The 26,307-nt window shown below is 65.9% G+C and carries 22 protein-coding genes; 11 read left to right on the forward strand and 11 right to left on the reverse strand.

Going from position 1 to position 26,307, the window contains the following annotated elements:
• The 5 genes from NO345_RS16590 to NO345_RS16610 form a co-directional block, all read left to right on the forward strand.
• Window positions 1-191: hypothetical protein (locus NO345_RS16590; protein WP_256301081.1), on the forward strand; the 191-nt coding region annotated here is incomplete at its 5' end.
• 103 nt (window positions 192-294) lie between these two features.
• Window positions 295-1,368, forward strand: a complete 1,074-nt coding sequence (locus NO345_RS16595; RefSeq protein WP_256301083.1) for a glucose-1-phosphate thymidylyltransferase — start codon at window positions 295-297, stop codon at window positions 1,366-1,368.
• The gene (locus NO345_RS16600) at window positions 1,365-1,544 is read left to right on the forward strand and encodes a hypothetical protein (RefSeq protein ID WP_256301085.1); all 180 of its coding nucleotides are present in this window, start codon (window positions 1,365-1,367) and stop codon (window positions 1,542-1,544) included. The genes NO345_RS16595 and NO345_RS16600 overlap by 4 nt, the downstream gene beginning before the upstream one ends.
• Window positions 1,545-1,631: 87 nt before the next feature.
• Window positions 1,632-2,555 (forward strand): dTDP-glucose 4,6-dehydratase, encoded by a 924-nt coding sequence (gene rfbB / locus NO345_RS16605; protein WP_256301086.1) that lies wholly within the window; start codon window positions 1,632-1,634, stop codon window positions 2,553-2,555.
• A 79-nt stretch (window positions 2,556-2,634) separates the two neighbouring features.
• On the forward strand, window positions 2,635-3,747 hold the full coding sequence (locus tag NO345_RS16610; protein WP_256301088.1) for a glycosyltransferase family 4 protein: 1,113 nt from the start codon (window positions 2,635-2,637) through the stop codon (window positions 3,745-3,747).
• A 24-nt stretch (window positions 3,748-3,771) separates the two neighbouring features.
• On the opposite strand, the gene NO345_RS16615 is transcribed toward NO345_RS16610, so the two are convergent.
• The 4 genes from NO345_RS16615 to NO345_RS16630 all read right to left on the reverse strand — a co-directional run bounded on the left by NO345_RS16615 (window position 3,772) and on the right by NO345_RS16630 (window position 7,912).
• Window positions 3,772-4,689 carry a methionyl-tRNA formyltransferase gene (locus NO345_RS16615; RefSeq protein WP_256301090.1) on the reverse strand — a complete coding sequence of 306 codons (918 nt, stop codon included), beginning with the start codon at window positions 4,687-4,689 and terminating at the stop codon, window positions 3,772-3,774.
• Window positions 4,686-5,816, reverse strand: a complete 1,131-nt coding sequence (locus NO345_RS16620; protein ID WP_256301092.1) for a DegT/DnrJ/EryC1/StrS family aminotransferase — start codon at window positions 5,814-5,816, stop codon at window positions 4,686-4,688. Before NO345_RS16620 ends, NO345_RS16615 begins: the two co-directional genes overlap by 4 nt.
• Window positions 5,817-5,894: 78 nt before the next feature.
• The gene (locus NO345_RS16625) at window positions 5,895-6,863 is read right to left on the reverse strand and encodes an NAD-dependent epimerase/dehydratase family protein (RefSeq protein WP_256301094.1); all 969 of its coding nucleotides are present in this window, start codon (window positions 6,861-6,863) and stop codon (window positions 5,895-5,897) included.
• Between the two features lie 74 nt (window positions 6,864-6,937).
• Window positions 6,938-7,912, reverse strand: a complete 975-nt coding sequence (locus tag NO345_RS16630; RefSeq protein WP_256301096.1) for a glycosyltransferase family 2 protein — start codon at window positions 7,910-7,912, stop codon at window positions 6,938-6,940.
• Window positions 7,913-8,041: 129 nt separating this feature from the next.
• On the opposite strand from NO345_RS16630, the gene NO345_RS16635 reads away from it, so the two are divergent.
• Window positions 8,042-9,550 (forward strand): sulfatase-like hydrolase/transferase, encoded by a 1,509-nt coding sequence (locus NO345_RS16635; RefSeq protein WP_256301098.1) that lies wholly within the window; start codon window positions 8,042-8,044, stop codon window positions 9,548-9,550.
• A gap of 69 nt (window positions 9,551-9,619) precedes the next feature.
• Window positions 9,620-10,534, forward strand: coding sequence for a glycosyltransferase family 2 protein (locus tag NO345_RS16640; RefSeq protein WP_256301100.1), 915 nt, complete (start codon window positions 9,620-9,622; stop codon window positions 10,532-10,534).
• Here NO345_RS16640 and NO345_RS16645 read toward each other — a convergent pair.
• Window positions 10,511-11,410, reverse strand: a complete 900-nt coding sequence (locus NO345_RS16645) for an FkbM family methyltransferase (RefSeq protein WP_256301102.1) — start codon at window positions 11,408-11,410, stop codon at window positions 10,511-10,513. The genes NO345_RS16640 and NO345_RS16645 overlap by 24 nt on opposite strands.
• Window positions 11,411-11,533: 123 nt before the next feature.
• On the opposite strand from NO345_RS16645, the gene NO345_RS16650 reads away from it, so the two are divergent.
• Window positions 11,534-12,730 (forward strand): glycosyltransferase family 61 protein, encoded by a 1,197-nt coding sequence (locus tag NO345_RS16650; protein WP_256301104.1) that lies wholly within the window; start codon window positions 11,534-11,536, stop codon window positions 12,728-12,730.
• 9 nt (window positions 12,731-12,739) lie between these two features.
• On the opposite strand, the gene NO345_RS16655 is transcribed toward NO345_RS16650, so the two are convergent.
• Window positions 12,740-14,176, reverse strand: coding sequence for a flippase (locus NO345_RS16655; RefSeq protein WP_256301106.1), 1,437 nt, complete (start codon window positions 14,174-14,176; stop codon window positions 12,740-12,742).
• 68 nt (window positions 14,177-14,244) lie between these two features.
• Entirely contained in the window at window positions 14,245-15,183 is a 939-nt protein-coding gene (aglG, locus tag NO345_RS16660; protein WP_256301108.1) for a glucosyl-dolichyl phosphate glucuronosyltransferase, read from the reverse strand.
• Between the two features lie 116 nt (window positions 15,184-15,299).
• Here aglG and NO345_RS16665 point away from each other — a divergent pair, with 116 nt between their 5' ends.
• The 3 genes from NO345_RS16665 to NO345_RS16675 all read left to right on the forward strand — a co-directional run bounded on the left by NO345_RS16665 (window position 15,300) and on the right by NO345_RS16675 (window position 19,625).
• On the forward strand, window positions 15,300-18,272 hold the full coding sequence (locus NO345_RS16665; protein ID WP_256301110.1) for an STT3 domain-containing protein: 2,973 nt from the start codon (window positions 15,300-15,302) through the stop codon (window positions 18,270-18,272).
• Between the two features lie 49 nt (window positions 18,273-18,321).
• The gene (locus NO345_RS16670; RefSeq protein ID WP_256301112.1) at window positions 18,322-19,248 is read left to right on the forward strand and encodes a DUF368 domain-containing protein; all 927 of its coding nucleotides are present in this window, start codon (window positions 18,322-18,324) and stop codon (window positions 19,246-19,248) included.
• A 239-nt stretch (window positions 19,249-19,487) separates the two neighbouring features.
• Entirely contained in the window at window positions 19,488-19,625 is a 138-nt protein-coding gene (locus NO345_RS16675; RefSeq protein WP_256301114.1) for a DUF7503 family protein, read from the forward strand.
• Between the two features lie 21 nt (window positions 19,626-19,646).
• Here the strand turns inward: NO345_RS16675 and NO345_RS16680 are convergent, their stop codons facing one another.
• The 4 genes from NO345_RS16680 to glpA all read right to left on the reverse strand — a co-directional run bounded on the left by NO345_RS16680 (window position 19,647) and on the right by glpA (window position 26,194).
• On the reverse strand, window positions 19,647-21,719 hold the full coding sequence (locus NO345_RS16680; protein WP_256301116.1) for a hypothetical protein: 2,073 nt from the start codon (window positions 21,717-21,719) through the stop codon (window positions 19,647-19,649).
• A 254-nt stretch (window positions 21,720-21,973) separates the two neighbouring features.
• Entirely contained in the window at window positions 21,974-23,266 is a 1,293-nt protein-coding gene (locus NO345_RS16685; protein ID WP_256301118.1) for an anaerobic glycerol-3-phosphate dehydrogenase subunit C, read from the reverse strand.
• Window positions 23,263-24,513, reverse strand: coding sequence for a glycerol-3-phosphate dehydrogenase subunit GlpB (glpB, locus tag NO345_RS16690; RefSeq protein WP_256301120.1), 1,251 nt, complete (start codon window positions 24,511-24,513; stop codon window positions 23,263-23,265). Before glpB ends, NO345_RS16685 begins: the two co-directional genes overlap by 4 nt.
• The gene (gene glpA, locus NO345_RS16695) at window positions 24,500-26,194 is read right to left on the reverse strand and encodes an anaerobic glycerol-3-phosphate dehydrogenase subunit GlpA (protein ID WP_256301122.1); all 1,695 of its coding nucleotides are present in this window, start codon (window positions 26,192-26,194) and stop codon (window positions 24,500-24,502) included. The genes glpB and glpA overlap by 14 nt, the downstream gene beginning before the upstream one ends.
• Window positions 26,195-26,307 lie beyond the last annotated feature (113 nt).

The raw sequence follows: 26,307 nt of genomic DNA on the forward strand, positions 1-26,307 counted from the left end.
TCGTCGAGACCGACCTCGGCGTCGCCGAGATGACGCTCGACGACCAGCACGGGGCGGTCAGTGCGTTCGGGCCCGACGAGTTCCCCGACCTCCACGAGTACACCACGGCGTACCTGCGAGACGCCGACGCCGTCGACTACCCGGCTGCCGGCGGTCCGGACGACGACCACCCGGCGGACGAACACCTATAAGTCGGCCCCGGGCACTACCGGTAGGTGTGACAGCCTCCTTCGTCCCGTCCGTTCGAACGAACCGCATCGCCGGCCGACCGACGAGCCAGTCGTCAGTCCACAGATGAAGGGGCTGATACTCTCCGGCGGCCGCGGAACGCGCCTGCGCCCCATCACGCACACCGGCCCGAAGCAGCTCGTCCCGGTCGCGAACAAACCGGTCATCCAGTACGCCATCGAGGACCTCCATGAAGCCGGCGTCACAGACATCGGCGTCGTTCTCGGCAACGTCGGCCGCGAGGCCATACAGGAGTTCCTCGGGGACGGCAGCCAGTTCGGCGTCGACATCACCTACATCGTGCAGGGCAACCCGCTCGGACTCGCCCACGCCGTCGGCTGCGCCGAGGAGTTCGTCGACGGCGACGACTTCGTGATGTACCTCGGCGACAACATCCTCAACGACGGCATCACAGAACTCGTCGACAGCTTCCGCGACGGCGACTACGCCGCCGGGCTGGCGCTCCAGCATGTCGACAACCCCAGCCAGTTCGGCATCGCCACCGTCGACGACGACGGCGACATCACGTCGCTCGTCGAGAAGCCCGACGACCCGCCGAGCGACCTCGCCATCATCGGCGTCTACGTCTTCTCGCCGGCCATCTTCGACGCAGTCGCGGCCATCGAACCGTCCGCCCGTGGCGAACTCGAAATCACTGACGCTATCCACCTCCTGCTCGAAGAGGGTGGAGCTATCGACTCCCACGTCGTCCAGGGCTGGTGGAAGGACACCGGCAAGCCCGAGGACATCCTCTCGGCGAACCGGCTCGTCCTCGACGACATCGACGCTTCGCGTGACGGCACCATCGAGGACGGCGCAGAGGTCGTCGGACAGGTCGACATGCACGAGACGGCGGTCATCGAGTCGGGTGCGGTCGTCCGGGGTCCGACCAGCCTCGCCGCCGACGTGACCGTCGAGTCCGGCACCTACGTCGGTCCCTACACCTCCGTCGGCGAGCAAAGCCGGCTCGCCAACGTCCAGATCAGCAACAGCGTCGTCATCGGGGACAGCGACATCACCACGGACGAGGCCATCGTCGACAGCCTGCTCGGCCGTGGCACGACCATCGGCTCCTCGGCCGAGATGCTCCCGGAGGGCCGTCGCCTCGTCGTCGGCGAGAACTCGAAGCTCCGACTATGAAGGTCTACACACTCACCTGTCCGGACTGTGGCACCGTCGTCGCCGCGAACGAACTCGAGTCCAACCGGGTCCAGAAGTGCCCCGGACTGGACTGCGAGAACGTGCTGCGCTTCGAAGATCTGTCGGCGGAGGCCCGGGAGCATATCCTGCGCCACGCCGAGAAGTACGACATCTGAGTCCGTCCGTCCCCCGGTTCGTCGAGGCTGTGAGCACCGTCTCCCCCGACCAGAATACTGATAACGCGCGCTGGATTCGGGTCAGGTATGCGGCTACTGGTCACCGGCGGCGCGGGGTTCATCGGGTCGAACTTCGTCCATCACTGCATCGAGGAGACGGACCACGAGGTGGTCACGCTCGACGCGCTCACGTACGCGGGAGACAGGCGTAATCTCGAGGGCGTGCTCGACCACGAGCGCCACCGCTTCGTCGAGGGCGACGTACGCGACACGGAGCTGGTCGACGAACTCGTGGCGGAGGTCGACGCGGTGGTCAACTTCGCCGCGGAATCGCACGTCGACCGGTCCATCGACGGCGCGGCGGAATTCGTGGACACGAACGTGGGCGGGACACAGACCCTGCTCGCGGCGTCGACCGAACACGGCGTCGATCGGTTCCTCCAGGTGTCGACCGACGAGGTGTACGGACACATCCTCGAGGGCGAGTTCGACGAGGACGACTGCCTCGACCCGCGGAACCCCTACGCGGCGACGAAGGCCGGCGCGGACCTGCTCTGCCGGAGCTACGAGCGCACGCACGACCTGCCGGTCGTCATCGTGCGCTCCTCGAACAACTACGGCCCGCGCCAGCACAGGGAGAAGCTCATCCCGAAGTTCATCGAACTCGCCGCCGACGGGGAGGACCTGCCGGTGTACGGCGACGGGACGAACGTCCGCGAGTGGACCTACGTCGAGGACACCTGCCGGGCGTTCGAGCTGGTCCTGCGCGAGGGCGGAGTCGGCGAGATATACAACGTCGGCAGCGGCGAGGAGCGCCAGAACATCGAGATCACGCGGACCATCGTCGACCTCGTCGGCGCGGACGAGGACCAGATAACCTTCGTCGAGGACCGCCCGGGCCACGACCAGCGATACGCCCTGAACACCGAGAAGGTAGAGGCACTCGGCTGGGAGCCGGAGTGGTCGTTCGACGAGGGTATCGAAGCGACGGTCGAGTACTATCTGGGCTGAGTCCGTCGGCACCACAGATGCCACCCCAGCCGGCACATCGGCACCCTTATCGGCGCGCCGGAGGTACGGCGAGCCAGCTATGGGCGACGACGGCCGGACGGTCATCCTGCTGGGCGACTACGACGGCGACTACTACCGCGAGGTGTCGCTGCGCGACGGCCTCCGCTCGCAGGGGGTCCGAGTCCACGAGTGTCGCTACCGGGCGGCCCCGCTGTTCATCGGGCCGAAGAAACTCGCGCTGCTGCCGGTGTTCTACTTCCGCATCTGGAGAGGCATCCGACAGATTCGACGGGAGACGGGTGACGATGTCGACGCCATCGTGCTCACGAAGTTCAACCCGCTCATCCTGCCCATCGCGGCACTGCTGGCCTGGCGGCTCGGGGCGACGCTTGTCTACGACCTGTTCGTCTCGCTCTCCCGGACGGTGGAGATGCACGGCTACGCCGACTGGAAGGCGAAGGTTGTCTACTGGATCGAGTACCTCGCCCTCCGGTTGCCGGACCACAACCTAACCGAGACCGACGCCTTCGCCGACCTCTATAGCAATTTGTACGATATTCCACGTGAGAAGCTGCTAGGGGTGCCAATCGGGGCCGACGACACCTGGTTCCACCCGGACAATGACGAAGGAGCTTTCGACGACTTCACCGTCGTTTACTGGGGCAACTTTCTGCCCCACCACGGGCTAGATACAGTTGTCGACGCTGCCGGGCAGCTTCAGGACGAGGGCGTCCGCTTCGAGCTCTACGGCGAGGGACCCGAGGACGAGCGCGTCCGGCGAGCCATCGACGAACGTGGGCTCGACAACGTCGCCATCCACGGTAGAGTTCCCTGGGAGGAACTCTCGGTCGCGGCAGCTGGTGGTGACGTGGCGTTGGGCATCTTCGCCGACGACCCGCGCTCTGACGCGAGCATCACGAACAAGGTGACCGAGGGTGTCGCCGCCGGCACCGCGGTCGTGACGATGGACGCCAGCGGCATCCGCGAGTGGTTCGAGCACGGTGAGGACATCTACCTCGTCCCGCCCACCGACGGCGAGGCGCTCGCCGAAGCGGTTCGGACGCTGCGGGACGACCCCGAACTCCGCGAACGAATCGGCGCTGCAGGGCGGGAGACGTACGAGGAGGTGTTCTCCGTCGAGCGGATCGGTCGGACCATCGTTACGTACCTGGGCTGGGAGCCGGCCGCGTAGCTTGGCAGGCGTCGCCGCCGACGCTCATCCCAGATCCACGCCGACGCCGGAGAAGTACTCGCGTGCGGGCTGTTCCTCCCCGCCCTCGGGCTGGACGTGCTCGACCAGCACCGCGCGGTCCGCGGCGACGACGAGCACACCCTGTCCTCGCGTGCGGGCGACCCGGCCCGGAATCCCCCGTACGTCCTCGTCGGGCACGCTCGTCTCCGTGATTTCGAGTTTCGCCTCGTCGTGGTGGGTGTACGCACTCGGATAGGGGCCGGCGAGCGACCGGACGAGGTCGTGGACGTTGCGTGCGGTCATGTGCTGCCAGTCGATCTCACCGTCGCGCGGCCGGCGGCTGTGCCAGTAGGTCCCCTCCCCGTGGGACTGTGGTGTCCGTTTGACGGTCCCGTCGTCAATGGCGTCGACCGCGTCGACGAGCATCCCCGGGAACAGCTCGTTCGTGCGTTCGACCACGTCGACGATGGTGTCCTCTTCGGCGATGTCGAACCGCTCCTGAGCAACGATGTCGCCGGTGTCGATTCCCTCGTCGGCGAACAGGACAGCGATGCCGCCCTCCTCCTCCCCGTTGATGAGCATCCAGTTGAGCGTCGAGGCGCCCCGGTACGACGGCAGTTTCCCGCCATGGAGGTTCAGCGTTCCCTCGGGGGCGACGTTCAGGACCTCGGAGCCGAGGATCTGGCTGTAGCCAGCCATTACGGTCAGGTCCGGTTCGTGGTCGGCGAGCGTCCGGACGACCTCGGGGTCGTTCACGTCCGCTGGCCGGTGGACCGGGATGCCGTGCTCCTCGGCGACCGGGACCGGCGAGCGATACCAGTCCTCGGTACTGTCGGCCGGCGGTGCGACGACGGCCACGATCTCGTGGCGGGAGTCGAGCAGTGCTTCCAGACACAGCGTCCCCCGTTCCTTGTTCCCGAGGAACAGGACGGAGCAGCTCATCGGAGGTCGTCGAGGGTGTTGACGAGCGTCTCGACGACGTACTCGCGCTCCTCGGCAGTCATCGTCGGGTACATCGGCAGGGTCACGATGTCGCGGGCGACCTGCTCGGTCGTCGAGAGGTCGTGGCGCTGGTACTCCGGACCCTCGTACCTGGGCTGCTCGTGCACCGGCGGGTAGAAGTGCGCCGACGCACCGACGCCGGCGTCGTTCATGCGTTCGAGCAGCTTACCGCGGTCGATTCCCGCACCGGTCAGCACGGTGTACATCTGGTAGACGTGCTCGCGGCCGTCGGGGACGGTCGGCGTCTCGATGCCGTCGACGTCGGCGAGTGTCTCGTCGAAGTACGCGGCGTGCTCCTGACGGGCCGCGTTCATCTCGTCGAGACGCTCCATCTGCTCGACGCCGAGGGCGGCGTGGACGTTGCTCATCCGGAAGTTGTAGCCCGCCTTCGTCGCAGCACGGAACCACGACTTGTCGGCGTCCTCGCGGTCGAACGTCGTCGAGGGCACGCCGTGGCCGAGCAGTGTGCGAACCTCCTCGGCGAGCTCCTCGTCGTCGGTAGTGAGGACGCCTCCTTCGGCGGTGGTGATGTTCTTCGTCGGATAGAACGAGTAGCAGCCCGTCGCGAACGTACCAGCAACCTGACCGTCGTAGGTCCCCCCGATAGTCTCGGCGGAGTCCTCGATGACGTGGAGGTCGTGCTCGTCAGCGATGGCCATGATGCGGTCCATGTCGCAGGCCAGCCCGCCGTAGTGGACCACCATGATGGCCTCCGTCTCGTCGGTGATGGCTTCCTCGACCGCGTCGGGATCGATGTTGCGCGTCTCGCGGTCGATGTCGACGAAGACGGGCTCGGCCCCGCCGGTGACGATGGCGTTGGCGGACGCGACCCACGTGAAGCTCGGCAGGATGACCTCGCCGGTGATGTCGTTCGCCTCGACGGCGAGGTGCAGCGCGGACGTACAGGAGTTCAGGGAGACGGCGTGCTCGGCACCGACGTAGTCGGCGAACGCCTCCTCGAACTCGTCGTTCTTCGGGCCGTGGGCGAGCCAACCCGACCGGAGGACCTCCTCGACGGCGTCTACCTCTGCGTCGCGAATATCGGGGTCACACAGCGGAACTTCCATCTCGACTGTCCGCTTGGCCCCGAACAGAAAGACGCTTTTGGTCTCTCCGGCGGCGGGCGCGGCCGCACGCTCGGGCGGCTACTCGACGACGCCGACCGACCGGACGAACTCGACGTAGCGCTCCATCCCCTCCTCCAGCGAGAACCGCGGCTCGAAGTCCAGGTCCTCACGAGCCTTCGAGTTGTCCAGCGCGCCACGTTTTGGCCGGAAGTCGCCAACGGGCTTCGTCTCCGTCTCGACGCCGTCGACGTACTCCGCGATGACTTCGGCGAGTTCCTTCACCGTCCGGCCCTCGCCGTAGGTGACGTTGTACGTCTCGTTGGCGGCGGCGTCCTCGGTGAGTGCGAGGTCGAACCCCTGTGCGGTGTCCTCTACGTAGGTGAAATCGAGTACCTGCTGGCCGCCGTCGTGGAGTGCGAGGGGTTCGCCGCGGAGCGCACGCTCGACGAATATCTGCGAGACGCGACGGTTCACGTCGGTCGGGCCGTAAACGGCGGAGGGTCGGACGACGGTGAAGTCGAGGTCGCTGTTCCGGCAGAACGAGCGGGTGAGTGTCTCACCGGCGTGCTTCGCGCCACCGTAGACGCCCTTCGGATTTCGGGGATGTTCCTCATCAGCAGGACGGTACTGGAACTCGCCGTACACCATGCTGGAGGAGGTGTAGAGGAATCGCTCGACTGAGTCGGTCGCCTTCGCTGCCTCGAGCAGATTGACGGTACCCTGCACGATGGAGTCGACAGCCGCCTCGGGGTGGTCCTCGCAGGTACCCGTGATGGGGAGGTGTGCAAGGTGGGCAATCCGGTCGGGCTGGACGCGCTCGACCGTCTTCGCCACCTCGATGGGGTTGCGGGTGTCGCCCTCGAGGAACTCGACCTCGTCCTCGAGTCCCTCCATGCGGTGGTCGAGGTACGGTCGGTACTGGCGCGAGGACGGCGAGAGGTAGCTCTCGTAGGCGTCGAACGAGACGACGTCGTGGCCGGCGTCGACGAGGCGGCCGAGGAGGTGGGAGCCGACGAACCCGGCCCCACCCGTCACGAGCAGTTTCATGGTCAGTATGCGGCGGTAGGGTGACCCGCGCAATCAATGTTGTCCGTCGCGTCGGCGCCGTGTGGCGGTCGAAGCTACCGCCCGAGCAGCTGACCGAGCCTGTCGAGCTGTTTTCGGAAACGGAAGCCGGGCGTGAAGAAGAACTGGTACAGGCTGAGACTCGGGACCGAGAGCGCGTACCGGAGCGCGAGCGTGGCGCTCCAGCCGTCGACCTCGCGGGCCTGCCGGAACAGCTCGTAGGCGCGCTCCTTCTCTCCGACGTAGAGGTAGAGGCTGCCGAGCGTCTCCAGCTCGCGGGCGTAGCCCTCGGGGATCGTCCGGAAGTCGTCGCCGAAGCGTTCGAGCTTGGTCTCCCGGGCGTAGATGTCCTTCTGTACGTCCTCGGTCGAGGCGTGGGTGGTGATGCGGTCGTCGTGGACGTAGTAGCGCAGGCAGGGCACGTCGACGTGGGTGACCTTGTACTCCTTCGTCAGTCGCCGGTAGAGGTCCTGGCCGCTCCCACGGGGCAGGTCGTCGAACTCCCCGACGTCGTCCATCGCGCTCATGCGGAGCATGATGGCCGAGGGCATCCCGAGCACCGAGCCCGAGCCGTGGCGGAGGAGGTCCATGTACACGTCGCCCTCGCAGGTCGGACGGAACGTCTTGAACGTCTCCCCGGTGTCCATGTCGACGTGCTCGACGACGCCGGTGCAGAGGCCGTACTCTTCGCCTGCGGTCTCCATGCGGTCGACCTGTGCCTCGAGCTTCTCCGGGAGCCACTCGTCGTCGTCGTCCAGGTAGGCGATGTACTCGCCCTCGGCAACCTGGAGCGCGGTGTTGAACGTCGGCCCCGGCCCCTTGTTCTCCTCGTGGCGGATGTACCGGACGTGGTCGTGCTCCTCGGTATAGGGCTCGACCACCTCCGGGGTACGGTCCTCGGAGTGGTCGTCGACGACCAGCAGCTCGTAGTCGTCGTACGTCTGGGCGAGGACGCTGTCGATCGCCCGCTGGACGAGGTCGGGTCGTTCGTACGTTCGGACGACTGCCGTGACGGTCGGGTTCTCTGCCATGAGTTCCTCGGAGCCCGGAGCTCCAGTCGTTGCGTGGGGTAATCGCACCGGCTATTTAAGCCTGGCAGTCTCGGGACGAGTAACCGGAAGGTATTTTCGCCGCACGCGCCGACACGTCCCACAGCGACCGTGCCACGAAACGTCCTTTTTCTCGTTCTCGACTGTCTGCGAACCGACGCCGTCACCCCGGAGACCGCGCCGACGCTCTCGACGCTCGCCGCCGAGAACCCGAGCTTCGAGTCGGCCATCGCGCCGGCGAACTGGTCGCTTCCCTCCCACGCCTCCATCTTCACCGGCGAGTACGCCCACGAGCACCACGTCTACCATCGCCGGCACGAGATGGACGCCTTGCCGCTCGTCGACGCGATGGGCGACCGGGGCTACCGGACGGTGGGCGTCACCTCGAACATCTACTTCTCCCGCGGGCAGGGCTTCGAAACGGGGTTCGACGAGTTCTACGAGACACGCCGCCCGCTGAACCCGCACGGGCTGAACCCATTCTCGGCGGTCCGGGACCGTGAACCGCTCGAAGGCCCTGGGGCACGGACGTACCTCCAGGTACTCGGCGACGCGCTCCGAGACGACCGCCCCGTCGCCAGCCTCGGCAACTACCTCAGGGCGGTGGCCATCGAACTCGACCGGCGATACGACTACAAGCGTCGGCTACCGGGGTTCGACGCCGACGACTACGGCTTTCTCACCGAGGGTTCGGACCGGTCGGAGTCGATACTCGTCGACCTGTTCGACCGCAGTGCGGGCGACGCACAGCCGTTCTTCGCGTTCGCGAACTTCATGGACACACACTACCCGTACGAGCCCGTCCAGGAGTACCTCGACGCCGTGACCGACGGCGAGTACTCCGTCGGGGATGTCAGGGACCTCGACCCCGATGTCGCCCAGAGCTGGGTGTTCCTCGACGAGCACTACGGCGGGACGCTCGACGAGGACGACCTCGACCTCGTCCGGGCCGCCTACCGCGCCGAGGTCCGGTGCGTCGACGACCGCATCTCGCGGCTGCTCGACGCGCTCGAACGCAACGGGCTCCGCGAGGAGACGCTCGTCGTCGTCACTTCCGACCACGGTGAGGTGCTCGGCGAGACGGACCTCCGGGGCGAGCGATCGATGGGCCACCTCGACTCGCTGAGCGAACACCTCCGGACCGTCCCGCTCGTCCTGTCGAACCCTGTCCTCGACGGCGGGACGGTCGAACGACCGGTGCCGCTCCACGGGCTCACGAACCGCCTGCTCGACGAGGGGACCGACTGGCTCGACTCCGACGGGTCGGTCGGTGAGTTGCTCGCCGTCGACGGCGAGCCGGTGTTCTTCGAACTGCCGGCGAACCCGTTCCACGAGTCGTCGTACGACAACTACGAGCACGTCCCTGACTGGTACGCGGTGCGGGAGGCGAAAACCCACACCGTCCTCGGGATCGACGACGGCTGGTTCGTCGCCGCCCAGTCCGACGGCACCGTCACGGCGTGGGAAGGCGAGACCGAGCGTGATGTCGACGACGCACCGGCAGCGCTCGTCGCCGCGACCGAGGACGCGGTAGCGGCGTTCCCCGGTGAGAACACGGCCGACGACGGCCAGATGTCGGGCGACCTCCAGCAGCAGCTGGAGGACCTGGGCTACATGTGACGTCACCACGCCCTGACCCGTCAGCCGCCATCGTAACCGTGATAGGACCGTCGCCGAATCCCTAAGCCGATGGAGTCGACTGGCGACGTGACCGTCGTCGTACCGACGTACGACCGTCAGGAACTACTGGAGCGGGCGCTGGACTCGGTGCGGAACCAGACGGTCCGACCGGAGCGGGTCGTCGTCGTCGACGACGCCTCCCCCGACCCGGTCAAGTCGTTCGTCGACGACCTGTACGACGCCGACGAGCTTACCGTCGACGTCGTCCGGCACGATGAGAACCGTGGCGCCGCCGCCGCCCGGAACACGGGTGTCGAGGCCGCCGACACCGAGTACGTCGCGTTCCTCGACTCGGACGACTACTGGGACGAGGTGAAGCTTGCGGCCCAGCTCGCGGTGTTCGAGACGGACGACGTTGGACTCGTCTACTGCGACCAGTACGTCGTCGAACCGGACGGTGCAGTCCAGAAGTCGGGCAAGGAGCTCCCGGACGGCGACGTCTGGCCCCCGCTGCTCGACGGCTGGACCGCCCCGAACACGTCGACGCTCGTCTTCGACCGGGACACGTTCCGCGACCTCGGCGGATTCGACACGAGCCTCGACAGCTGCCAGGATCACGACCTCTGGATGCGCCTCGCCCGCGAGGGTGTCCGCGTCGGCGTCGTCGAGGAGCCGCTGTCGTACTTCGCCCGTGACGCCGACGACCGCATCTCCCACGATTACCCCGCCCGGATGGACGGCGTCGACACGTTCCTCGAGAAGTGGCACGGGCCGATCGCCGAGGCCCAGTCGGAGCGGGCGTTCCAGCGCTTCGCGGCCGATTACCGTGCGATGGCCGCACTCCCCATCGCCTACGGGGCCTTGCTCCAGCGCGACCTCGGGACGTTCGTCGAGGTCGTCCGCAGGTACCTCCTGTTCAACCGGTCGACCTACCGGCTCGCGCTCGGGTCGCTGCCGACACTACTCCGCCGACTCGTCCGATGAGTCGGCGACTGGGATCGGGCTGGACGTGTCCACCGCGTCCTGTTTGGTCGCGCGGAGGAACGTCGTCCCACCCCGTTCCTCGATGGCCGTCGTCTCGAAGCCAGCGGCGTGTAGCCGTCCTTCCACCGCGTCGTTCGAGACGCCGTGTTCGTGGTGGACCTCGACGAAGAGGACGCGACAGTGGTCGGTGGCGAGCAGCTCCGGCATCCCGTCGAGCACGCCCAGTTCGGCGCCCTCGACGTCGATCTTGAGCACGTTCGGTGCCGGACCGCCGTCGGCCACGAAGGAGGCACCACGGGCGGTGTCGACCTCGACGGCGTCCTCGGCCTCGTCGACGAGGCTGTGCTGGCCACCGCCGGACTGGTCACCGTGAAGATGGAGGTGCGCGGTGCCGTCGCTGTCCCCCAGCGCCACCCGTTCGACCTGCACGTTCTCGATGTCGTTGAGGGCGGCGTTCTCGTCGATTCGCCGGGCGTTGTCCGGGTGTGGCTCGAACGCGACGACCGTCCCGTCGGGTGCGGCGAGCGCGCCGACGACCGCGTAGGTCCCGACGTTGGCGCCGATGTCCCAGACCACGTCGTCGTGCTGGACGGTCTCGACGAACGCCTCGAGGACGGCCTCCTCTCCGATCATTGTCGTCACGCGGTCGTACTCGATGCGACTGTCGACGTGGAACTCCGCCTCGATTCCTCCGACACGCAAGATCCCGGTGTCGGACGAGAACCGGTAGCCGAGCGAGGTGAACGCCGTGAGGAGCTTGATGTAGAGGGAGACGAAGACCCCGTGGAGGCCGAGCTGCTTGCTGACGCGTTTCACTCGCGGTGTGTACAGCCGGGGGAGGGTCCGCGCGAACAGTTGCTTGACCGCCGGGAGCATACCAGTACCTAGACCAGGCGCTATTTGAACCTGTTTCAACGGTCGCGGTTCGATATCCACTGCCGGGGCGGTCGGGGACAGTAGAAACACGTAAACCCCGGGGCTGGATAGTTGCCGGCGACGATGTTCGGAGTCGAGCGACGAGTCACGGGTGCGGTCGACCGGCTGCTCGGCTCGGAGATGGTCCGGTGGGTGATCGGCCGCCGGACGCTCGATCGGCCGGCGCTATTCGAGGCGTCGACGACCGGGGTCGAGAGCGTACACCGGTACGGCCACGCCGAAACGGTCTCCTTCGAACGGCAGGTGGCGCTTGATCCCGTGCCGAGCCGACTTGCCATGCGTCCGGTGTCGACGGACACGCCACCCTGGACCGTCCTTGAGTGTTCGGACGTCCAGCTCGTCGGTCCCGAGGGGCTGACGTTCCTCCCCGACGGGCGGGTCCTCCTCGAGAATTCGCTTGGCTGGAACAAGCGGGTCGGCGTGAGCGCGGCCCGGTCCGTGCTCGAACGGACGCTTCCGGTCCGGCGCGACGGGCACGCGGCGCGCTCGGTCGACACCGCCGTCTCGCTCGTCGGCCCTTGGACGGACAACTTCTACCACTGGCACTTCGACTACCTCGTCCGGCTGGCCGCCCTCTCGTCGTACACGGCCACGTCAGGCAAGGAGCCGCTACTGTTGCTCCCACCGGAGACGAGCGACTGGATGCGGGACGCACTCTCGCTGGTCGGCTACGACGAGTCCGACTGGCGCGTCTGGGACGGTCGGCGGACGAACGTGGACCGACTCGTCGTCCCGGCGCTTCCGCGCGAGACGGAGGGTTCGGCGCCCCGTCTCCCGAACCACTACTACTCGCTCAACCCCGACGCCGTCCGGTGGCTGGGTGAACGGATGCGATCGCACGTCGCCGATGACGTGCCGAGCCATGCACCGGACACAGGCCGGCTCTACGTCAGTCGCCAGGGTGGGGACAGCCGACGGGTCTCGAACCTCGACTCGTTGGCACCGCTGCTAGAGACGTACGGGTTCGAACGGTTCCGGCCGGAGGAACACTCCGTCGCCGAACAGGTCGCCACGTTCGCCGACGCTGACGTCGTGCTCGGCGTCCACGGGGCGGGACTGACGAACCTGCTGTTCGCCACGGACGCGACCCTCGTCGAGCTGTTCGGATCGTACGTCAACCCCGTGTTCTACGCGCTCGCGGTCCAGACGAACAACGAGTACGCCTGTGCTGGATTCGAACCACGCGGCGACGACCTCCACGTCGACCCCGACCGGTTGCGGGCGCTGTTCGATCTTGCCGGCGTGGCGCCGGTCGCGTGATACGACCGTTCAGAATGGAACCTCGAAGGGGATATTGTCCGCTACAGTGACCCGGAACTTCGGGGAGATGGCCAGGAGCGACCCGAAGTAGACCGCCGCACCGACGCCGACGAGACAGACGACGTAGGCCGCGTTGAACCGGGTGAGTGGGTGACCCTCCGTGACCGCTCGGACTCCGTAGACGACCGCTCCCATCGCCAGCGCGGCGACCCACTGCCGACCAATCTCGCTGGTGGGCACGGACACGTCAAGCAGCCGATTGACGTACCCGGCGGCGAGGACGATGCCGATGACGCCGGAGGCGAGGGTCGCCACCGCCGCGCCGACCCAGCCGTACTGGGAGATCAGGACCACGTTCAGGACGACGTTCGACCCGATGAATAGCGCGTTCGTCCGGAACGCGAGGTCCGGTCTGTCGACCGCGTTGAGCGTGTTCAGGAGCTGTTTCGTGTACGTATAGACCAGTAACGCGAACAACAGGATGGTAAGTACCTCGGTCCCGATGGCGAACCCGTCCCCGTAGATACGGAGCAGGCGGTCACCGACGACGAGCCCGCCGACGAATCCCGGGATGAGGAACAGGCCCGTGAACGTGAGCGCGTCCTCGGTGAGCCTCGCCACCGCCGCGTCGTCGTTGTCGGCGCTTGATACCTTGCTCATCTCGGGAAACATTGTCGTACGGATAGCGTTGCCGAAAATGTCGAGGACGAGTCCGATGGACCAGGCCGCCGAGTAAACCCCGACGAAGCTGGAGGCAACGAACGCCTTCAGCAGCAGGATGTCGAGCGTGTTGAAGACGCGGGACTGGACGTTGCCCAGCCAGGAGAACTTCGCGAAGTCGAACAGGGACTCGAAGTGCCGACGGGAGGGGAGCTTTGGTCGGGTGTCGATGAATCGGAAGGAGACGATACCGGGGACGAACCGCGAGAGCGCGTAGGTCGCGAGCATCGCCTGGAGGCCGAAGCCCGCCAGCAGCAGGCCGATCTGGAGACCACTCCTGACGAGCTGGGCGACCGTCGCCAGCACAGAGGTCACGTGGACAAGGTGCCGACCTTGGAGGGCGGCACTCCCGAACGCGTTGAGTAGCGCTGCGAGCACAATGACCACGAGCACGACGGCAACCGAGGACCCAACGTACCTGTCGACCCAGCCCTGGAACAGCAGCGTCAGGACGACGATCAGCAACGCGATAGTCCCCATGGAGAGGAGACCCGCACCGAGGTACTCGCCGACTTCGTCGCCCTCGCTGAGCCGCTTCGTGATAGATTCGGAGAGGCCGACTTTTCCGACGAGGGTGAACCAGGTGACCAGGGCCAGCACTGCAGCGTACTGGCCGAGGACGGCCTCGCCGAGTATCCGAGCGAACACGACGGTGGCGACGAACCCGATGATCGAGCCGAGGAACTTCGAGGCGAAGAAGACCGCAGATGTCTGTCCGAGACGCATCTACTATCGTCTCCAACTCAAGCGAATCTCGCAGTCGACTCCACGCGTGGGCCGATTCCGGGTCACGGTCACTCCTCGTAGTCGTCCAGCAGGTTCGGTGTCAGAATGGCATAAACGTAGCCGAAACCCACCATCGCGGTGAAGACGAACAGTGCGGCGAGCTGTTTCACCTTCGCCAGCTCGGGCTCCCTACCGAGTGAGACGAGCCGTTCGGGGACGTGTTTCGTGAGCAGGTCCGCGAGGTACTCGTTCTTGTCGCCCGACGCTTCGGGAATGATGTGGTCCATGATGCGCTTCGAGTAGCCCTGCCAGAACGATCGGCTGGCGAGCCACCTGAAGTCGCCGCGGTACTCGAACAGCTTGTGGTGGACCTTCGCGTCGGTGTTGTAGACCACACCGCGCCCGTACTCGCGTCTGATGCGTGCGCCCACGGTGGACTCGTGGGCCTGGATGTGCTTGTCGCCCTTGCGGCCGGTGTTCTCGTCGTAGCCGCCGACGTTCAACAGCACCTCGCGTCGGAACGAGATGTTCGAGCCGTACGTGTTGCGCAGCTCCTCCATGTGCTCGCCGAAGCCCTTCTCGTCACAGCCGACGAGCCAGTAGAACTCGTCGGGGAAGAAGTCGGGCTTTGCGACCTGCCAGTCGGGGAGCACCTGTCCGCCGACGGCGACGGCGTCGGTTTCCTCGTACGTTTCGACGAGGGTTTCGATCCAGTCGGGTTCGGCCTCGGCGTCGTCGTCGATCATGGCGACGACCTCGCCCGTCGCGAGTTCGGCACCCTTCGTCCGGGAGTAGGAGATGCCCCGGTTCTCGTCGTTGCAGTGGATGCGCACGGTCTCCTCGTCGCCGAAGTCGGTGACTGCACGTTCGTGGACCTCCTCGTTCCCGTCGATTACCAGGACGATCTCGATCTCGTCGTATGTCTGGTTCAGAACACTTTCGACAGCTTCGGAGAAGACCTCGTAGCGGTCCGTCGGGTACGTACAGATGACGACGGAGACGTTCATCGTTCGGATTCACCCCCGAAGCGCGAATAAGCGTTTTGCATCGCGCTTTTCCCAACTTGTTCCTCTCCGAAACGATTACACAAGGCTTATTCGTGGCTTCAGACTTTTCCCGTACAATGAGTACGTCGACCGGAGAGGAGACCGAAACCGAGGACGCGACCTCGGGCTCCCTCCTCGAAGCCTTCGAACGCTGGTATCACGTGCCGAGCGTGGGCCTGATTATGCTGTTCATGCTCTGGGTCAGGCTCCAGCCGCTCGACAAGTTCACGCGGAACGGGCAGGTGTTCTTCGCCGGAAACGACGCCTGGTACCACTACCGGCAGGTGTCGTGGACCGTCCGGAACTGGCCGTGGACGATGCCCTACGACGTCTATACCCAGTACCCGACAGGCACCAGAGCCGACCAGTTCGGCACGCTTTTCGATCAGATCGTCGCGACTGGTGCTCTCATCGTCGGGCTCGGTGACCCGTCCCAACAGACGATCGGCATGACGCTGCTCGTCGCCCCGGCCGTCTTCGGTACGCTCGTCGCCGTCCCCACCTACTTCATCGGGAAGCGACTCGGCGGCCGCTCGGGTGGTGTCGCCGCCGCGCTGGTCCTCGCACTCCTCCCTGGCGTCTTCCTCCGCCGCAGCACGGCTGGGTTCTCCGACCACCACGTCGCGGAGGTTCTCTTCCAGGCCTTCGGGGTGCTCGCTGTGATGGTCGCCCTCCGTTCGGCAGAGCGCGAGAAGCCAGTCTTCGAACTGCTGCTCGACCGGGACTGGGCCGCCCTCCGCGGGCCGACGAAGTGGGCTGCACTCGCCGGCCTCGCAGTCGGTCTCTACATGTGGGTCTGGCCGCCGGCAGTCGTCATCGTCGGTATCCTCGGCGTCTTCTACACCATCGCCCTCGTCGTCGAGTATCAGGCCGGCCGATCCCCCGACCACCTCGCCTACACCGGTGTCGTCATCGGCCTCGTGAGTGCGGTGCTGGTGCTTCTGAGCATCGACCAGTTCACTCTCGGCGTCACCTCGCTCTCGCCACTGCAGGTCGGTATCTCGCTCGGTCTCGCTGCCGGCTCGGCGTTCATCGCCTACCTCGCCCGCGTCTGGAACGGGCTGGAGGTCCAGACGCTCCGCGCTGTCGTTCTCCCGCTGAGCGCAGCGTTGTTCCTCGCGCTCGTGCTGGCTCCTCTCTTCGGGTTCACGTTCCTCCCGTATCCGTTCGCGATCGTCTTCCTCATCGCGGGACCGCTCGCGTTCGGGTCCTACTACGTCCACGATGATGAACGCCGCGCCCACTTCCCGCTCGCGGTCGGCTCGCTACTGGTACTCGGCCTCGCCGGCGCTCGATTCCTCGTGCCGCCGGTGTACAACCGGCTGGTCTCCAGCCTCAAGCAGACGGTGGCCCTGAGCGTCAGCGACAACATACTGACTATCGGTGAGGCGCAGTCCGTCGTCGGGGCGGGCGAGCCGTTCTTCCAGACCGCGACGGAGTTCTTCGGCTCGCAGTACGGACTGAGCTACATCCTGGCCCTCGTCGCGCTCGTCTGGCTCCTCTCCTACCTGTATCTCGGTGAGGAGTACCGCGCCGAGCACCTGCTCGTCGCCGTCTGGACCGTCTTCGCGTTCCTGATGGCGCTGACGCAGGTCCGGTTCAACTACTATCTCGTCGTCCCCATCGCGGCGCTGAACGGCTGGTTCCTGGGCCGTATCGTCTCGTTCATCGGAATCAAAAACATCACCGACGAGACGTTCGACATCGAACCCTACCAGGTCATCGCCATCATCTCTGTACTGATGCTCGTGCTCGTGCCTCTCGTCCCGCCGGCGAACATGACCTCCACGACTGTCGATGCCCAGGCGAGCGACCTCTCTCCGGGCTCGGTGCTCATCTGGAACGAGAGCACCGAGTGGATGCAGCAGAACACGCCCCAGCCCGGACAGTACGGTGATGCGGAGAACGAACTGGGCTACTACGACCGCTACCCGAATCAGGACGACTTCGAGTACCCCGAGGGAGCGTACGGCGTGATGTCGTGGTGGGACTACGGCCACTGGATCACAACCAAGAGCGAACGCGTCCCGGTGGCGAATCCGTTCCAGGGGAACGCCGAGATCGCCTCCGCCTACCTGCAGGCCCAGGACGAGACGCGTGCGAACCTCCTGCTCGAGGCGCTCCCGAATAGTGACGATACCGACCAGCGGCTCTACAACCTCAGCAACGACGAGCTCCGGAGCCTCATCGACGAACAGACCGAGCAGGAGGCCAGCGAGGACACGCAGTACGTCGTCATCGACTACCAGATGGCCGGCGGCAAGTTCGGTGCCATCGCGACCTGGACCGGCCCGGGCCCGGGATCGTACTACGACCAGCGGTCGAACGTGACCGTCGGCGGGGAGCAGGCCGCCCTGCCGACCCGCTCTGAGTCGTACGAGAACACGATGCTCTCCCGGCTCTACTTCGACGACGCCGGGGGGATGGAGCACTACCGACTGGTCCACGAGGCGTCGAACCAGCGCGTGTTCACGTCGATCGCGCTCAACGAGTCCGGTACACTCCAACCGACGCAGTTCGTGAACCAGCCGCTCCCCGTCCAGCAGTTCTTCCAGTACCAGCTCAGGCCGCAGTACGAGACGTACAACACCCAGGCCGAGTCCACGGTGAAGACCTACGAACGGGTTCCCGGCGCGACGCTCTCCGGACAGGCCGACGTGAGCAGCCCGACGAACGTCACCGCGCGTGTCGAACTCACCTCGGACACCCTGAACCGGACGTTCAACTACACCCAGACGGTCCAGACCGACGGTGACGGCAACTTCGATATCACCGTCCCGTACGCGACCAACGACGAGCTGGGCCCCGAGGACGGCGCGACCGACGTGGCGGTCGAGGCGACGGGTGACTACGAGGTCACCTACGGCAACGAGTCCGCGCGGGTGTCCGTCCCCGAGACGGCCGTCGTCAGCGAGGACAGCTCGTCCATCGAGGTCACGTTCGACGGGAACGCCTCGACGTCGTCTGACGGCTCCGAGGAGTCCACCGACGAACAGGTACGAACCGACGGCGCGCTCCTCCCCGTCCGCCACCACGCACCGCTGGCGTAGCGAGCCGAAAGCGAACTGTTTTCCCCGCCCCGGGCGGTAGCCACGGTCGATGCGTTCGTCACTCTCCGTCTACCTGAAGGGGTTCCTCATGGGTGCGGCCGACACGGTCCCCGGGGTCTCCGGTGGGACCATCGCGCTCATCACCGGCATCTACGAGCGGCTCATCACGGCCATCACCGCGGTGGACCCTGCAGACCTGCGGCTCCTCTTCGGACTCCACACGGCCGAGGGACGGACCGACTTCCGCGACCTGCTCCTCCGTGCCGACGCGGTGTTCCTCGTCACCCTCGGGCTGGGCATCGCCACGGCGGTGCTGACCCTCTCGCGCGTGCTCGACCACACACTCGAGCGGTTCCCGGCCATCACGGCGGCGTTCTTCTTCGGGCTCATCGGCGCGTCGGCGGTCGTGCTCTACTCCGAGGTGGACGTGCAGTCGCCGCGTCGGCTGGCCGTCGCCGTGACCGGAATCGTGCTCGCGGCCGCCCTGTCCAGCCTGCCGGAGAGCGCGGTCGGGAGCTCGTTGCCGGTCGTGTTCCTCGCCGGGGGGATTGCCGTGTGTGCGATGATACTGCCCGGGATCTCCGGGTCGTTCCTCCTCCTCGTCCTCAACCAGTACGAGTACATGATCTCGAACCTCACGGCGTTCGTCGACGGGGTCATCGCGCTCGCACGGGGGGGCGAGGTCCCTGCGCTCGCCGAGTCCGGCGCAGTCGTCGTCACGTTCTGTTCAGGTGCGCTGCTCGGCCTGCTGACGATGGCACGGGTGGTGAAGTGGGCGTTCGAGGAGTTCCGCGCGGGCACCCTCACGTTCCTCGTGAGCCTGATGGTCGGCGGCCTCGTGAAGCCGCTCTCGACGATCTCGGCCGAGGCCGACGTGGGTTCCGTCTCCGCGCTCGCGCCGATCGTCCTGTTCGCACTCATCGGCGGGGGCCTCGTCCTCGCCGCCGACGCGGTCACGGACGATATCGACTACTAGCAGCGCCGGCCCCGGCCGAACCGATTGGTGATTACTGCGAGCGATTAGAACTGCCCGGGCGTTCAGCAATACTTGTAGTTTTTGGCTGCATCATTGTCAATTAGCAGCATTATTCCACGTTTGATTTGTTTTCCTCGGAAGACACGAAAACACGTTTACCAAAACGGTAAAAAACCGTGAAATTTTATAAGTAATATTAAGATAATTTGATGTATGTGCCCGCGCACCATGCAGTTGCAATGTCGAACAAAGGCACGATGTCCGACTGGCTGTCCGAGCACCCCCGAATGATCGGCGTCCTGTTCATGATCGGCCTGCTGCTCATGCAGGCGGCTCCTGTGGTCGCGACTGGAGCCGAGGCGAGCCCTGGTCCGTAAAACCGGTAGCAATTAGAGGTTCTACTGGAAGTTGACGGTCCCGATAGTGTTGTTCCAGTAGAGTTCATTCTCGAACTCGACAGGCGAGATAGTCCAGGTTAGATAGTCGACGAGCTCCTGTTCTTCGAGTTCAAGCGTCTTCATCCGTCCGGGGAGGAGATAGTACTCCTCGACGGAGTCAATCGTCGGGACCGTCCGAGATCCGAGCTGTAATTCCTTCGTTGGGTAGGTCTGGATACTGAGTTCGAACGTATCGGTCTCACCTGATTCGACGTGACAGACCATCGGTGGTCCACCATCGGACTGGACTACGTCGACGGACCCGTCACCGACGACGAGGTACTGCTCCCCGATGTGGGTGTGTTCATGCACGAGTTCGATAGCTGCGCGTAACGGGAACCCCAGGTTCAAGAAGTGAGCGACTGCGTGTCCGATTTCGACGGCGTGCTCGTTTACGACATCGCCTAGCGTCGCCACGCCACCGAAGGAACCCTTTTCGACGAGTGCTTCGGCTTGTTCGAAGGAGCGACACGCATTGAGGAGGAAGACGTTCACTCCAACCGTTTCGAGCTCGCGTACGTCGAGCTCTCCGTCTGTACACCGGAGTCCAGTTGGCGTCGCATGACCAATGTAATGGAGGAAATCGCAGGAGTTCTCTGTCAGGAGTTCGGCGAGTTCGTCCTGTGGCACTCCGAAATGGGAGTCAATGTTGTAGGGTTGGTCGTCCCTGTCACCGTACACGTCGTCCAGGGTCACCTGCTCGTCGAGCATCCGAGGGTCGTTACAGACCACAGTGATATTGATTGACTCGCTCCGTTGGCCCTGTTCGAGCTGGTGCTCGAAGGAGTCCACCGAGGCTTTGGACGCGCCCATCGGAAGTTGGTCCCCGAACCAGGCGTGTTCAATCGATTCGTCGTTGACCTCCGGCTCGATGAGCTGCAGCGATACTTCCTCCGGTGCGGAGTTCCGCGCAGACCGTCGTACCCGAGTTGCTGAACCCGCGGTAGTCGCCGTACGTGATACGGATCTCGTCTGTCCTCGGGTGGAACGAATCACTCCCAAATCGTTCACGATATGGGGGATTGCCGAGACCTGATCTGGCGTGTTCGGAAGATGCGCAGTCAGGCACCACCGTGGGAGGTGTGGTTCCACGACCTCTTGCGGGACCGCTAGATAGGCCTCCAGTTGTTCCGAGAGGGGGCGACCATACATCGACGCAATGTCGAACGGAAGCTCCGGCTCGATTTGTTTGCGCTCGTAAAGGTCGACTTGGTGAATACCCTCGGTCCTGACGATACAGTCCAGGAACAGCATTCGCTTCAACAGGTCTGCGACGTCGTCCTCGAACCAGTGCCCTGTGGCGAGGTCGTGTTCGAAGCGTTCCGTTCGCAACGTCGGTGCATTGCCGGGAACGAGGTTCGCGCCGAGATAGAACGCGAGTGGCGTTGCCGGATAGATGTAATCGAACTCGGGGGGGATCACTATTTCCACGCCTGTATCCGGCGGTGAGAACCCACGGGGGATATCGAGCTCGTCCCCCAGTTCGACGAGTGGTGGATGTCCGCGGAGTGTTGGATACGAACGCTCTGATGCTGTCGTCTTCAACGCGGACGATAGCGTACTCAATGACTGCATTACGTCGTCCGGATCTTCTGTTGTGGTAATACTACCCGCCGGATGCTTGTGGTAAGTGCGGACGCCGAACTCGACGACCGTCGGATCGGTGAAAGATAGCCGCGTCGAATCCGCTCCTTTCGTGATGTTCGGAGCCCCTTCGAACTGCCAGTAGAGTTTCACAGGTGCGGAGATGTCGAGACTGTACCCGTTCGCCTCGAGTTCCGTGGTCGTATGGGCACTCACTGGGCCGTCATACGTACCACACTCGCTCCGGATGTAGACCTCCTCGGCTCTGGCGATCGATAACTCGCTCGCCTCGATAGTGAACGCCTTGTCGACGGGGAACTCGAAGGACTCGGGGTTCGTGGGTGTCGGTGAGACGGGCGCGTCAGTCACGACCTGGAGGCGTCGCTGTTTGATTTGGTCCGTGATGGCGACGCCGCAGGGATCGTCCGTTTCCTTGTAACTGACCTTCATGGTGTTCCGACGGTGCCTTCGACGGGTGTACCGCGAGGGGCCCCTGACGACCGAGCCACCACCCTCGTGCCGTCTCTCTGGGGGAGTAGGGTGAGGTTTCAGCCGGTCGTGAACGGCCGGGTCGTGCCAGGGGTGCCGCCGACGTTGTTAGGTGTAGATACCCCTCGTGATACTTAAATTTCCTGCTGGTGGTGGTATCATCTGAAAATTAGTAATGGTGGGTTATCGGGGGCAGGGCGGGGGTGACGGGAGGGTCAGGCCGGGAGCGACCGGTCCGTGAGTGCTGCCTCGATGACCTGCAGGGTGTGCTTGACGGGGGAGCCGCTGCCGTGTTCCATCTGCATCGCGCAGGTCGGACACTCGGTCAGGCCGGTCTCCGGTTCGGCCTCGTCCATGTGCTCGAACATCTCCTCGCCGATGGCCATCGAGGTGTCGTAGTTCTCGGACTTCCAGCCGTAGGTGCCGGAGATGCCCGAGCAGGACTCGCCGACGTCGTGGGCGTCCACGTCGTCGAGGTTGGAGAGCACCGCCGTCGTCTGACCGTCCAGTCCCTGGTTGCGAGCGTGACACGGTGCGTGGTAGGCGAAGTCGGGTGCGTCGACGTCGTCGACGGCCGCGAGCTCGCCGTCCAGGTCCTCGTGGATGCGGAGGTACTCGACGGCGTCATAGGTGTGCGCCGAGACGCGCTCGGTGTCCGCGAAGTCGAACAGCTCGGGGTACTCCTGCCGGAGTGCCATCGAGCACGAGGTACACGAGCAGACGACGTCGTAGCCGTCGTCGACGAGGTCGGCGAACGTCTCGACGTTGAACCGTGCGGCGCGTCGGGCGTCGTCGAGCATTCCGTTGGCGAACATCGGCGTGCCCGAGCAGCGCTGCTCCGGGACCGCGACCTCGTAGCCGAAGTGCTCGAAGACGCGGACCATCGCCTTGCCGACCTCTGGGGTGTTGTAGTTCGCGTAGTCGCCGTGGAAGTAGGCGACGCGCCTGTCCTCGCTCTTGACGGCCGCGCCGCCGCGGGCCGCCCACCACTCGCGGAAGGTCTCGGTCGCGAACGCGGGGAACTCGCGCTCGCTGGTGATGCCGAGGAACTGGTCGTTCACCGCCTGGACGAGCGAGTTGCCCATGACGGCGTTGGTGAGCCGCGGGAACATGGAGCCGAAGCGGGCCATCGTGCCGTAGTTCGCGAGCAGCCGGTTGCGCCAGTACTCGACCGAGAGCTTGCTCATCGACTCCTCGACGTACTGCGCGCGGGCCGTGTTGTGCATCTGGCTCAGCGGCACGTCTGAGGGGCACGCGCCGTCACAGCGCATGCAGTTCGAGCACTTCATGATGGAGTCGTCGATCTCCTGGTCCTCCTTGCGCGTGAGCCGCCACTGCTCCGGGCCCTGGAACTTCGGGCCGGGGAACTCGTCGTCCACCTCGGCGACTGGACACGACGAGTCGCACGTCGAGCACTTGTAGCAACTGTCCGCCCCGGGACGCAGGTCTGCGTCGCCCTCGGGGAACACCTGGATCGGTTCGAAGTCGTCCTCGTTGTCCGTACTCATGTCTGGTTCACTGCCGTGGCTGCCCGTGTCCCTGCTCGCCAGCCCGTCGCCAGCGAGACGCCGCTCGCCGCCTTCTGCATCGCCGTGTCCGCACCCCCGACGACCGCGCCGGCCGCCCGGAGGTTCTCGTACGCGACCGACCCCTCAGCGTCCAGGGCCCGCCCGTCGGCGTCGATGCGCACGCCGAAGCGGGCGAACGCGTGCTCGCCGAACGCGGGTTCCTCGGACCAGTCGTACCGGTCCTCGGGGTGTGGCACGTGGAGGTCGAAGACGGGTTCGTACACCCGGTCGCGTTCGGAGTCGATACCCTCGCCGACGAGTCCGCCGGTCGCGAGGACGACCTGCTCGGGTGCGTACGGCACGCGTGCACCGTTGCGGTCGACGACGACCGACTCGACTCTCTCTCCATCCGCCTCGAAGTCGACCACTGGAACCCCGGTGACGAGCTCCACACCCGCGGCCTCCAGTTCGTGTCGGAGTAGGTTCCGGAGTCGCGTGCCGGGGATGCTCGGCGGGCCGGTCGGCACCTCGAACACCGACACCGGTTCGCCGGCCGCGTCGAAGCGCGCCTCCAGCTCGTCCCTGACGAAGGCGGGGTCCTCGCCGAACACTGCCGGGAAGCCGACGCGGTCTGCACCCTCGACCTTCGGCGCGATCTTCTCGACGAGCGCGTCGCGGAACGCCTCGTCCTCTGCGAGGAGCTTCGCGTGTCTGGTCCGCTTGGCGTCGTCGCGCAGGCGTGGGAACCGGACCGTGACGCCCCGCACGTCGCCCGGTACTGTCGCGTCCAGTGACTCCGCCGCACGCTTGGCGTCGAAGTCCGGGTCCGTCGAGATGCCGACGAGCAGCGTCTCCCGGCCGTCGCCCGCGACGCCGGGGGCGACGCTCGCGGGGTACCGGAGCGTCGGTTTGACCGTTCCCTGCGTGGTGGGGACGAGCGCGTTCCGGTCGCCCCCACGGTAGCGGTCGCCGGTCACGTCGTCGAACAGGGCGAGCCCCTCCCGGAGCGCGTCGGTGCCCACGACCGAGTAGGGATGCTCGTCTGGGAGGTCGTCGATGGCCGCGAACGGGTCCGCGACGAGGTCGCCGTCGACCCGCCCCAGCACGTCCACGAGGCCCGAGGCCTGCTTCAGCGTGCTCTCGGACTTCGAGACGAGGGTGACCCGTGCGCCCTCGCGCGCAGCCGACAGCGCGGCGACCGACCCCGCGAGCCCGCCACCGACGACGAGCACCTCAGTCGCGATCATGGGTCCCTCCGTCGGTGGCGGTCCGTGTCGGCGTGGCGAAGGCGTCCCAGTCCACGTCCGAGTCGTCGCCGTCGCGGTTCCAGGTCGTCGCGTGGAGGGTGTGGTTCAGCATCGCCTGCGAGAGCTGCTCGCCCCAGAGCGCGTGCCGGTGGCCCTTCCAGCGCTCCTGCCAGAGCTCGTCGAGGGACGCCTCGGCGGTGTCGGCGTCGTACTCGGGGTGGAGCTCGTTCGCGAGGCGGTGACAGCAGAAGCCGCCCTGGCAGTTGCCCATCGAGGCCCGGGTCCGGAGCCGCACCGCGTTGAGGTCTGTGCCGGCCTGGCCGATGGCGTGCTGGACCTCCGCACGGGTGACTGCCTCGCACTCGCAGAGCACCGGGTTCGGCTCGTCGGTGCCGAGGACGTCCGGCGCGTACGAGCCGAGGCGCTGCTTGCTGCGGCGGGCAACGGGCGAGCGCAGGCCGTAGTCGGCCATCGCCTCGTCGAGCCGGTCGAGGTTCTCGCTGCCCGGTAGGGGTTCGTCGGCGGTCGCACACGACGCGCGCACGCCGAGGCGGTCGCAGACGTGGTCGGTCACCTTCTCGGCCATCAGCCGGTAGGTGGTGAACTTCCCGCCGACGACCGTCGTCAGCCCCTGCAGGTCGTCGCGGTCCGCGTGGTCGAGCAGGAAGAAGTCCCGCGTGATGTCCGTCGGGTCCGTCGTCCCGGTGTCCGGCGGCTCGTACAGCGGCCTGACGCCCCAGAACGAGCGGATGGTCCGCGCGTCGGAGAGGATGGGGACGAGCTTCGACAGCTCGTCGATCATGTGGTCGACCTCCCAGCCCTCCTCGGGGTAGTCCTCGGGGTCGTCGACCTCCTCGTCGGTGGTGCCGAGGATGGCCGTCGTCTCGTGTGGGACGACGATGTCGGCGTCGCCCTTCGGCTTGCACCGGTTCACGACGGTGTCGACCTGGCGGACGTTCATGACGACCATGACGCCCTTCGACGGCCGGACCTCGACGTCGACGCCGGCCATCTCGCCGAGCTGGCCGGACCACGCGCCGGCCGCGTTGACGACGTGCTCGGCGTGGATCTCCTCCGTCTGCCCGGGGAGCCCGTGCTCGCGCTTGCCCGGCCCGGAGTCGTGTTTCACGCGGACGCCCGTGACCTCGTCACCGTCGGTGAGCAGGTCGACGACCTCGGCGTGGGTCTCGATGCGCGCGCCGTGGTCCTCGGCGGAGACGGCGTTCGCGACGACGAGTCGGAACGGGTCGACCGCGCCGTCGGGGACCTCGATGGCCCTGTCGATGTCCTTCGCGAGGTACGGTTCGACCTCGCGGGCCTCCGCGGCGGAGAGCACCTCCGCGGGGATGTCGCACTCCCGACAGCCCTGGAGCTTCTCCTCGAAGTATTCGTCCGTGTCCTCCGGGCGCTTGACGAACAGCCCGCCGGTCATCTCGACGCAGTGGCCGGCGATGTCGCGCAGGACGCGGTTCTCCTCGATACACTCCCTCGCGCTCGCCTGGTCGGCGACGGCGTAGCGGCCGCCGCTGTGGAGCAACCCGTGCATGCGCCCGGTGGTGCCGTGCGTCAGGTTGCCCTGCTCGACGAGCGTGACGTCGACCCCGCGCATGGCGAGGTCGCGTGCGATGCCCGTGCCCGTGGACCCGCCGCCGACGACGAGTACTTCGGTGGTCGTTGCCATCCGGTTATCGACACTGCGGACCGCGAGTACTTCATTGTTTACCCTGGTGCCCGCACCAGCAGTAATACACTCTCCTGCGAGGCTGGAAATCGGAGAGAATCCAAACGTGTTCG

It is taken from the genome of Haloarchaeobius salinus, assembly GCF_024464185.1.
Taxonomy (GTDB): Archaea; Halobacteriota; Halobacteria; order Halobacteriales; family Natrialbaceae; genus Haloarchaeobius; species Haloarchaeobius salinus.

Coding starts and splice junctions, on each gene's coding strand:
- NO345_RS16625 (WP_256301094.1), bottom strand. CDS start 6,863: ATGAAACTGCTCGTGACGGGTGGGGCCGGGTTCGTCGGCTCCCACCTC.
- NO345_RS16675 (WP_256301114.1), top strand. CDS start 19,488: ATGTCGAACAAAGGCACGATGTCCGACTGGCTGTCCGAGCACCCCCGA.
- glpA (WP_256301122.1), bottom strand. CDS start 26,194: ATGGCAACGACCACCGAAGTACTCGTCGTCGGCGGCGGGTCCACGGGC.
- NO345_RS16640 (WP_256301100.1), top strand. CDS start 9,620: ATGGAGTCGACTGGCGACGTGACCGTCGTCGTACCGACGTACGACCGT.
- NO345_RS16595 (WP_256301083.1), top strand. CDS start 295: ATGAAGGGGCTGATACTCTCCGGCGGCCGCGGAACGCGCCTGCGCCCC.
- NO345_RS16685 (WP_256301118.1), bottom strand. CDS start 23,266: ATGAGTACGGACAACGAGGACGACTTCGAACCGATCCAGGTGTTCCCC.
- NO345_RS16650 (WP_256301104.1), top strand. CDS start 11,534: ATGTTCGGAGTCGAGCGACGAGTCACGGGTGCGGTCGACCGGCTGCTC.
- NO345_RS16680 (WP_256301116.1), bottom strand. CDS start 21,719: ATGAAGGTCAGTTACAAGGAAACGGACGATCCCTGCGGCGTCGCCATC.
- NO345_RS16630 (WP_256301096.1), bottom strand. CDS start 7,912: ATGGCAGAGAACCCGACCGTCACGGCAGTCGTCCGAACGTACGAACGA.
- NO345_RS16645 (WP_256301102.1), bottom strand. CDS start 11,410: ATGCTCCCGGCGGTCAAGCAACTGTTCGCGCGGACCCTCCCCCGGCTG.
- aglG (WP_256301108.1), bottom strand. CDS start 15,183: ATGAACGTCTCCGTCGTCATCTGTACGTACCCGACGGACCGCTACGAG.
- NO345_RS16600 (WP_256301085.1), top strand. CDS start 1,365: ATGAAGGTCTACACACTCACCTGTCCGGACTGTGGCACCGTCGTCGCC.
- glpB (WP_256301120.1), bottom strand. CDS start 24,513: ATGATCGCGACTGAGGTGCTCGTCGTCGGTGGCGGGCTCGCGGGGTCG.
- NO345_RS16670 (WP_256301112.1), top strand. CDS start 18,322: ATGCGTTCGTCACTCTCCGTCTACCTGAAGGGGTTCCTCATGGGTGCG.
- NO345_RS16610 (WP_256301088.1), top strand. CDS start 2,635: ATGGGCGACGACGGCCGGACGGTCATCCTGCTGGGCGACTACGACGGC.
- NO345_RS16620 (WP_256301092.1), bottom strand. CDS start 5,816: ATGGAAGTTCCGCTGTGTGACCCCGATATTCGCGACGCAGAGGTAGAC.
- rfbB (WP_256301086.1), top strand. CDS start 1,632: ATGCGGCTACTGGTCACCGGCGGCGCGGGGTTCATCGGGTCGAACTTC.
- NO345_RS16615 (WP_256301090.1), bottom strand. CDS start 4,689: ATGAGCTGCTCCGTCCTGTTCCTCGGGAACAAGGAACGGGGGACGCTG.
- NO345_RS16665 (WP_256301110.1), top strand. CDS start 15,300: ATGAGTACGTCGACCGGAGAGGAGACCGAAACCGAGGACGCGACCTCG.
- NO345_RS16655 (WP_256301106.1), bottom strand. CDS start 14,176: ATGCGTCTCGGACAGACATCTGCGGTCTTCTTCGCCTCGAAGTTCCTC.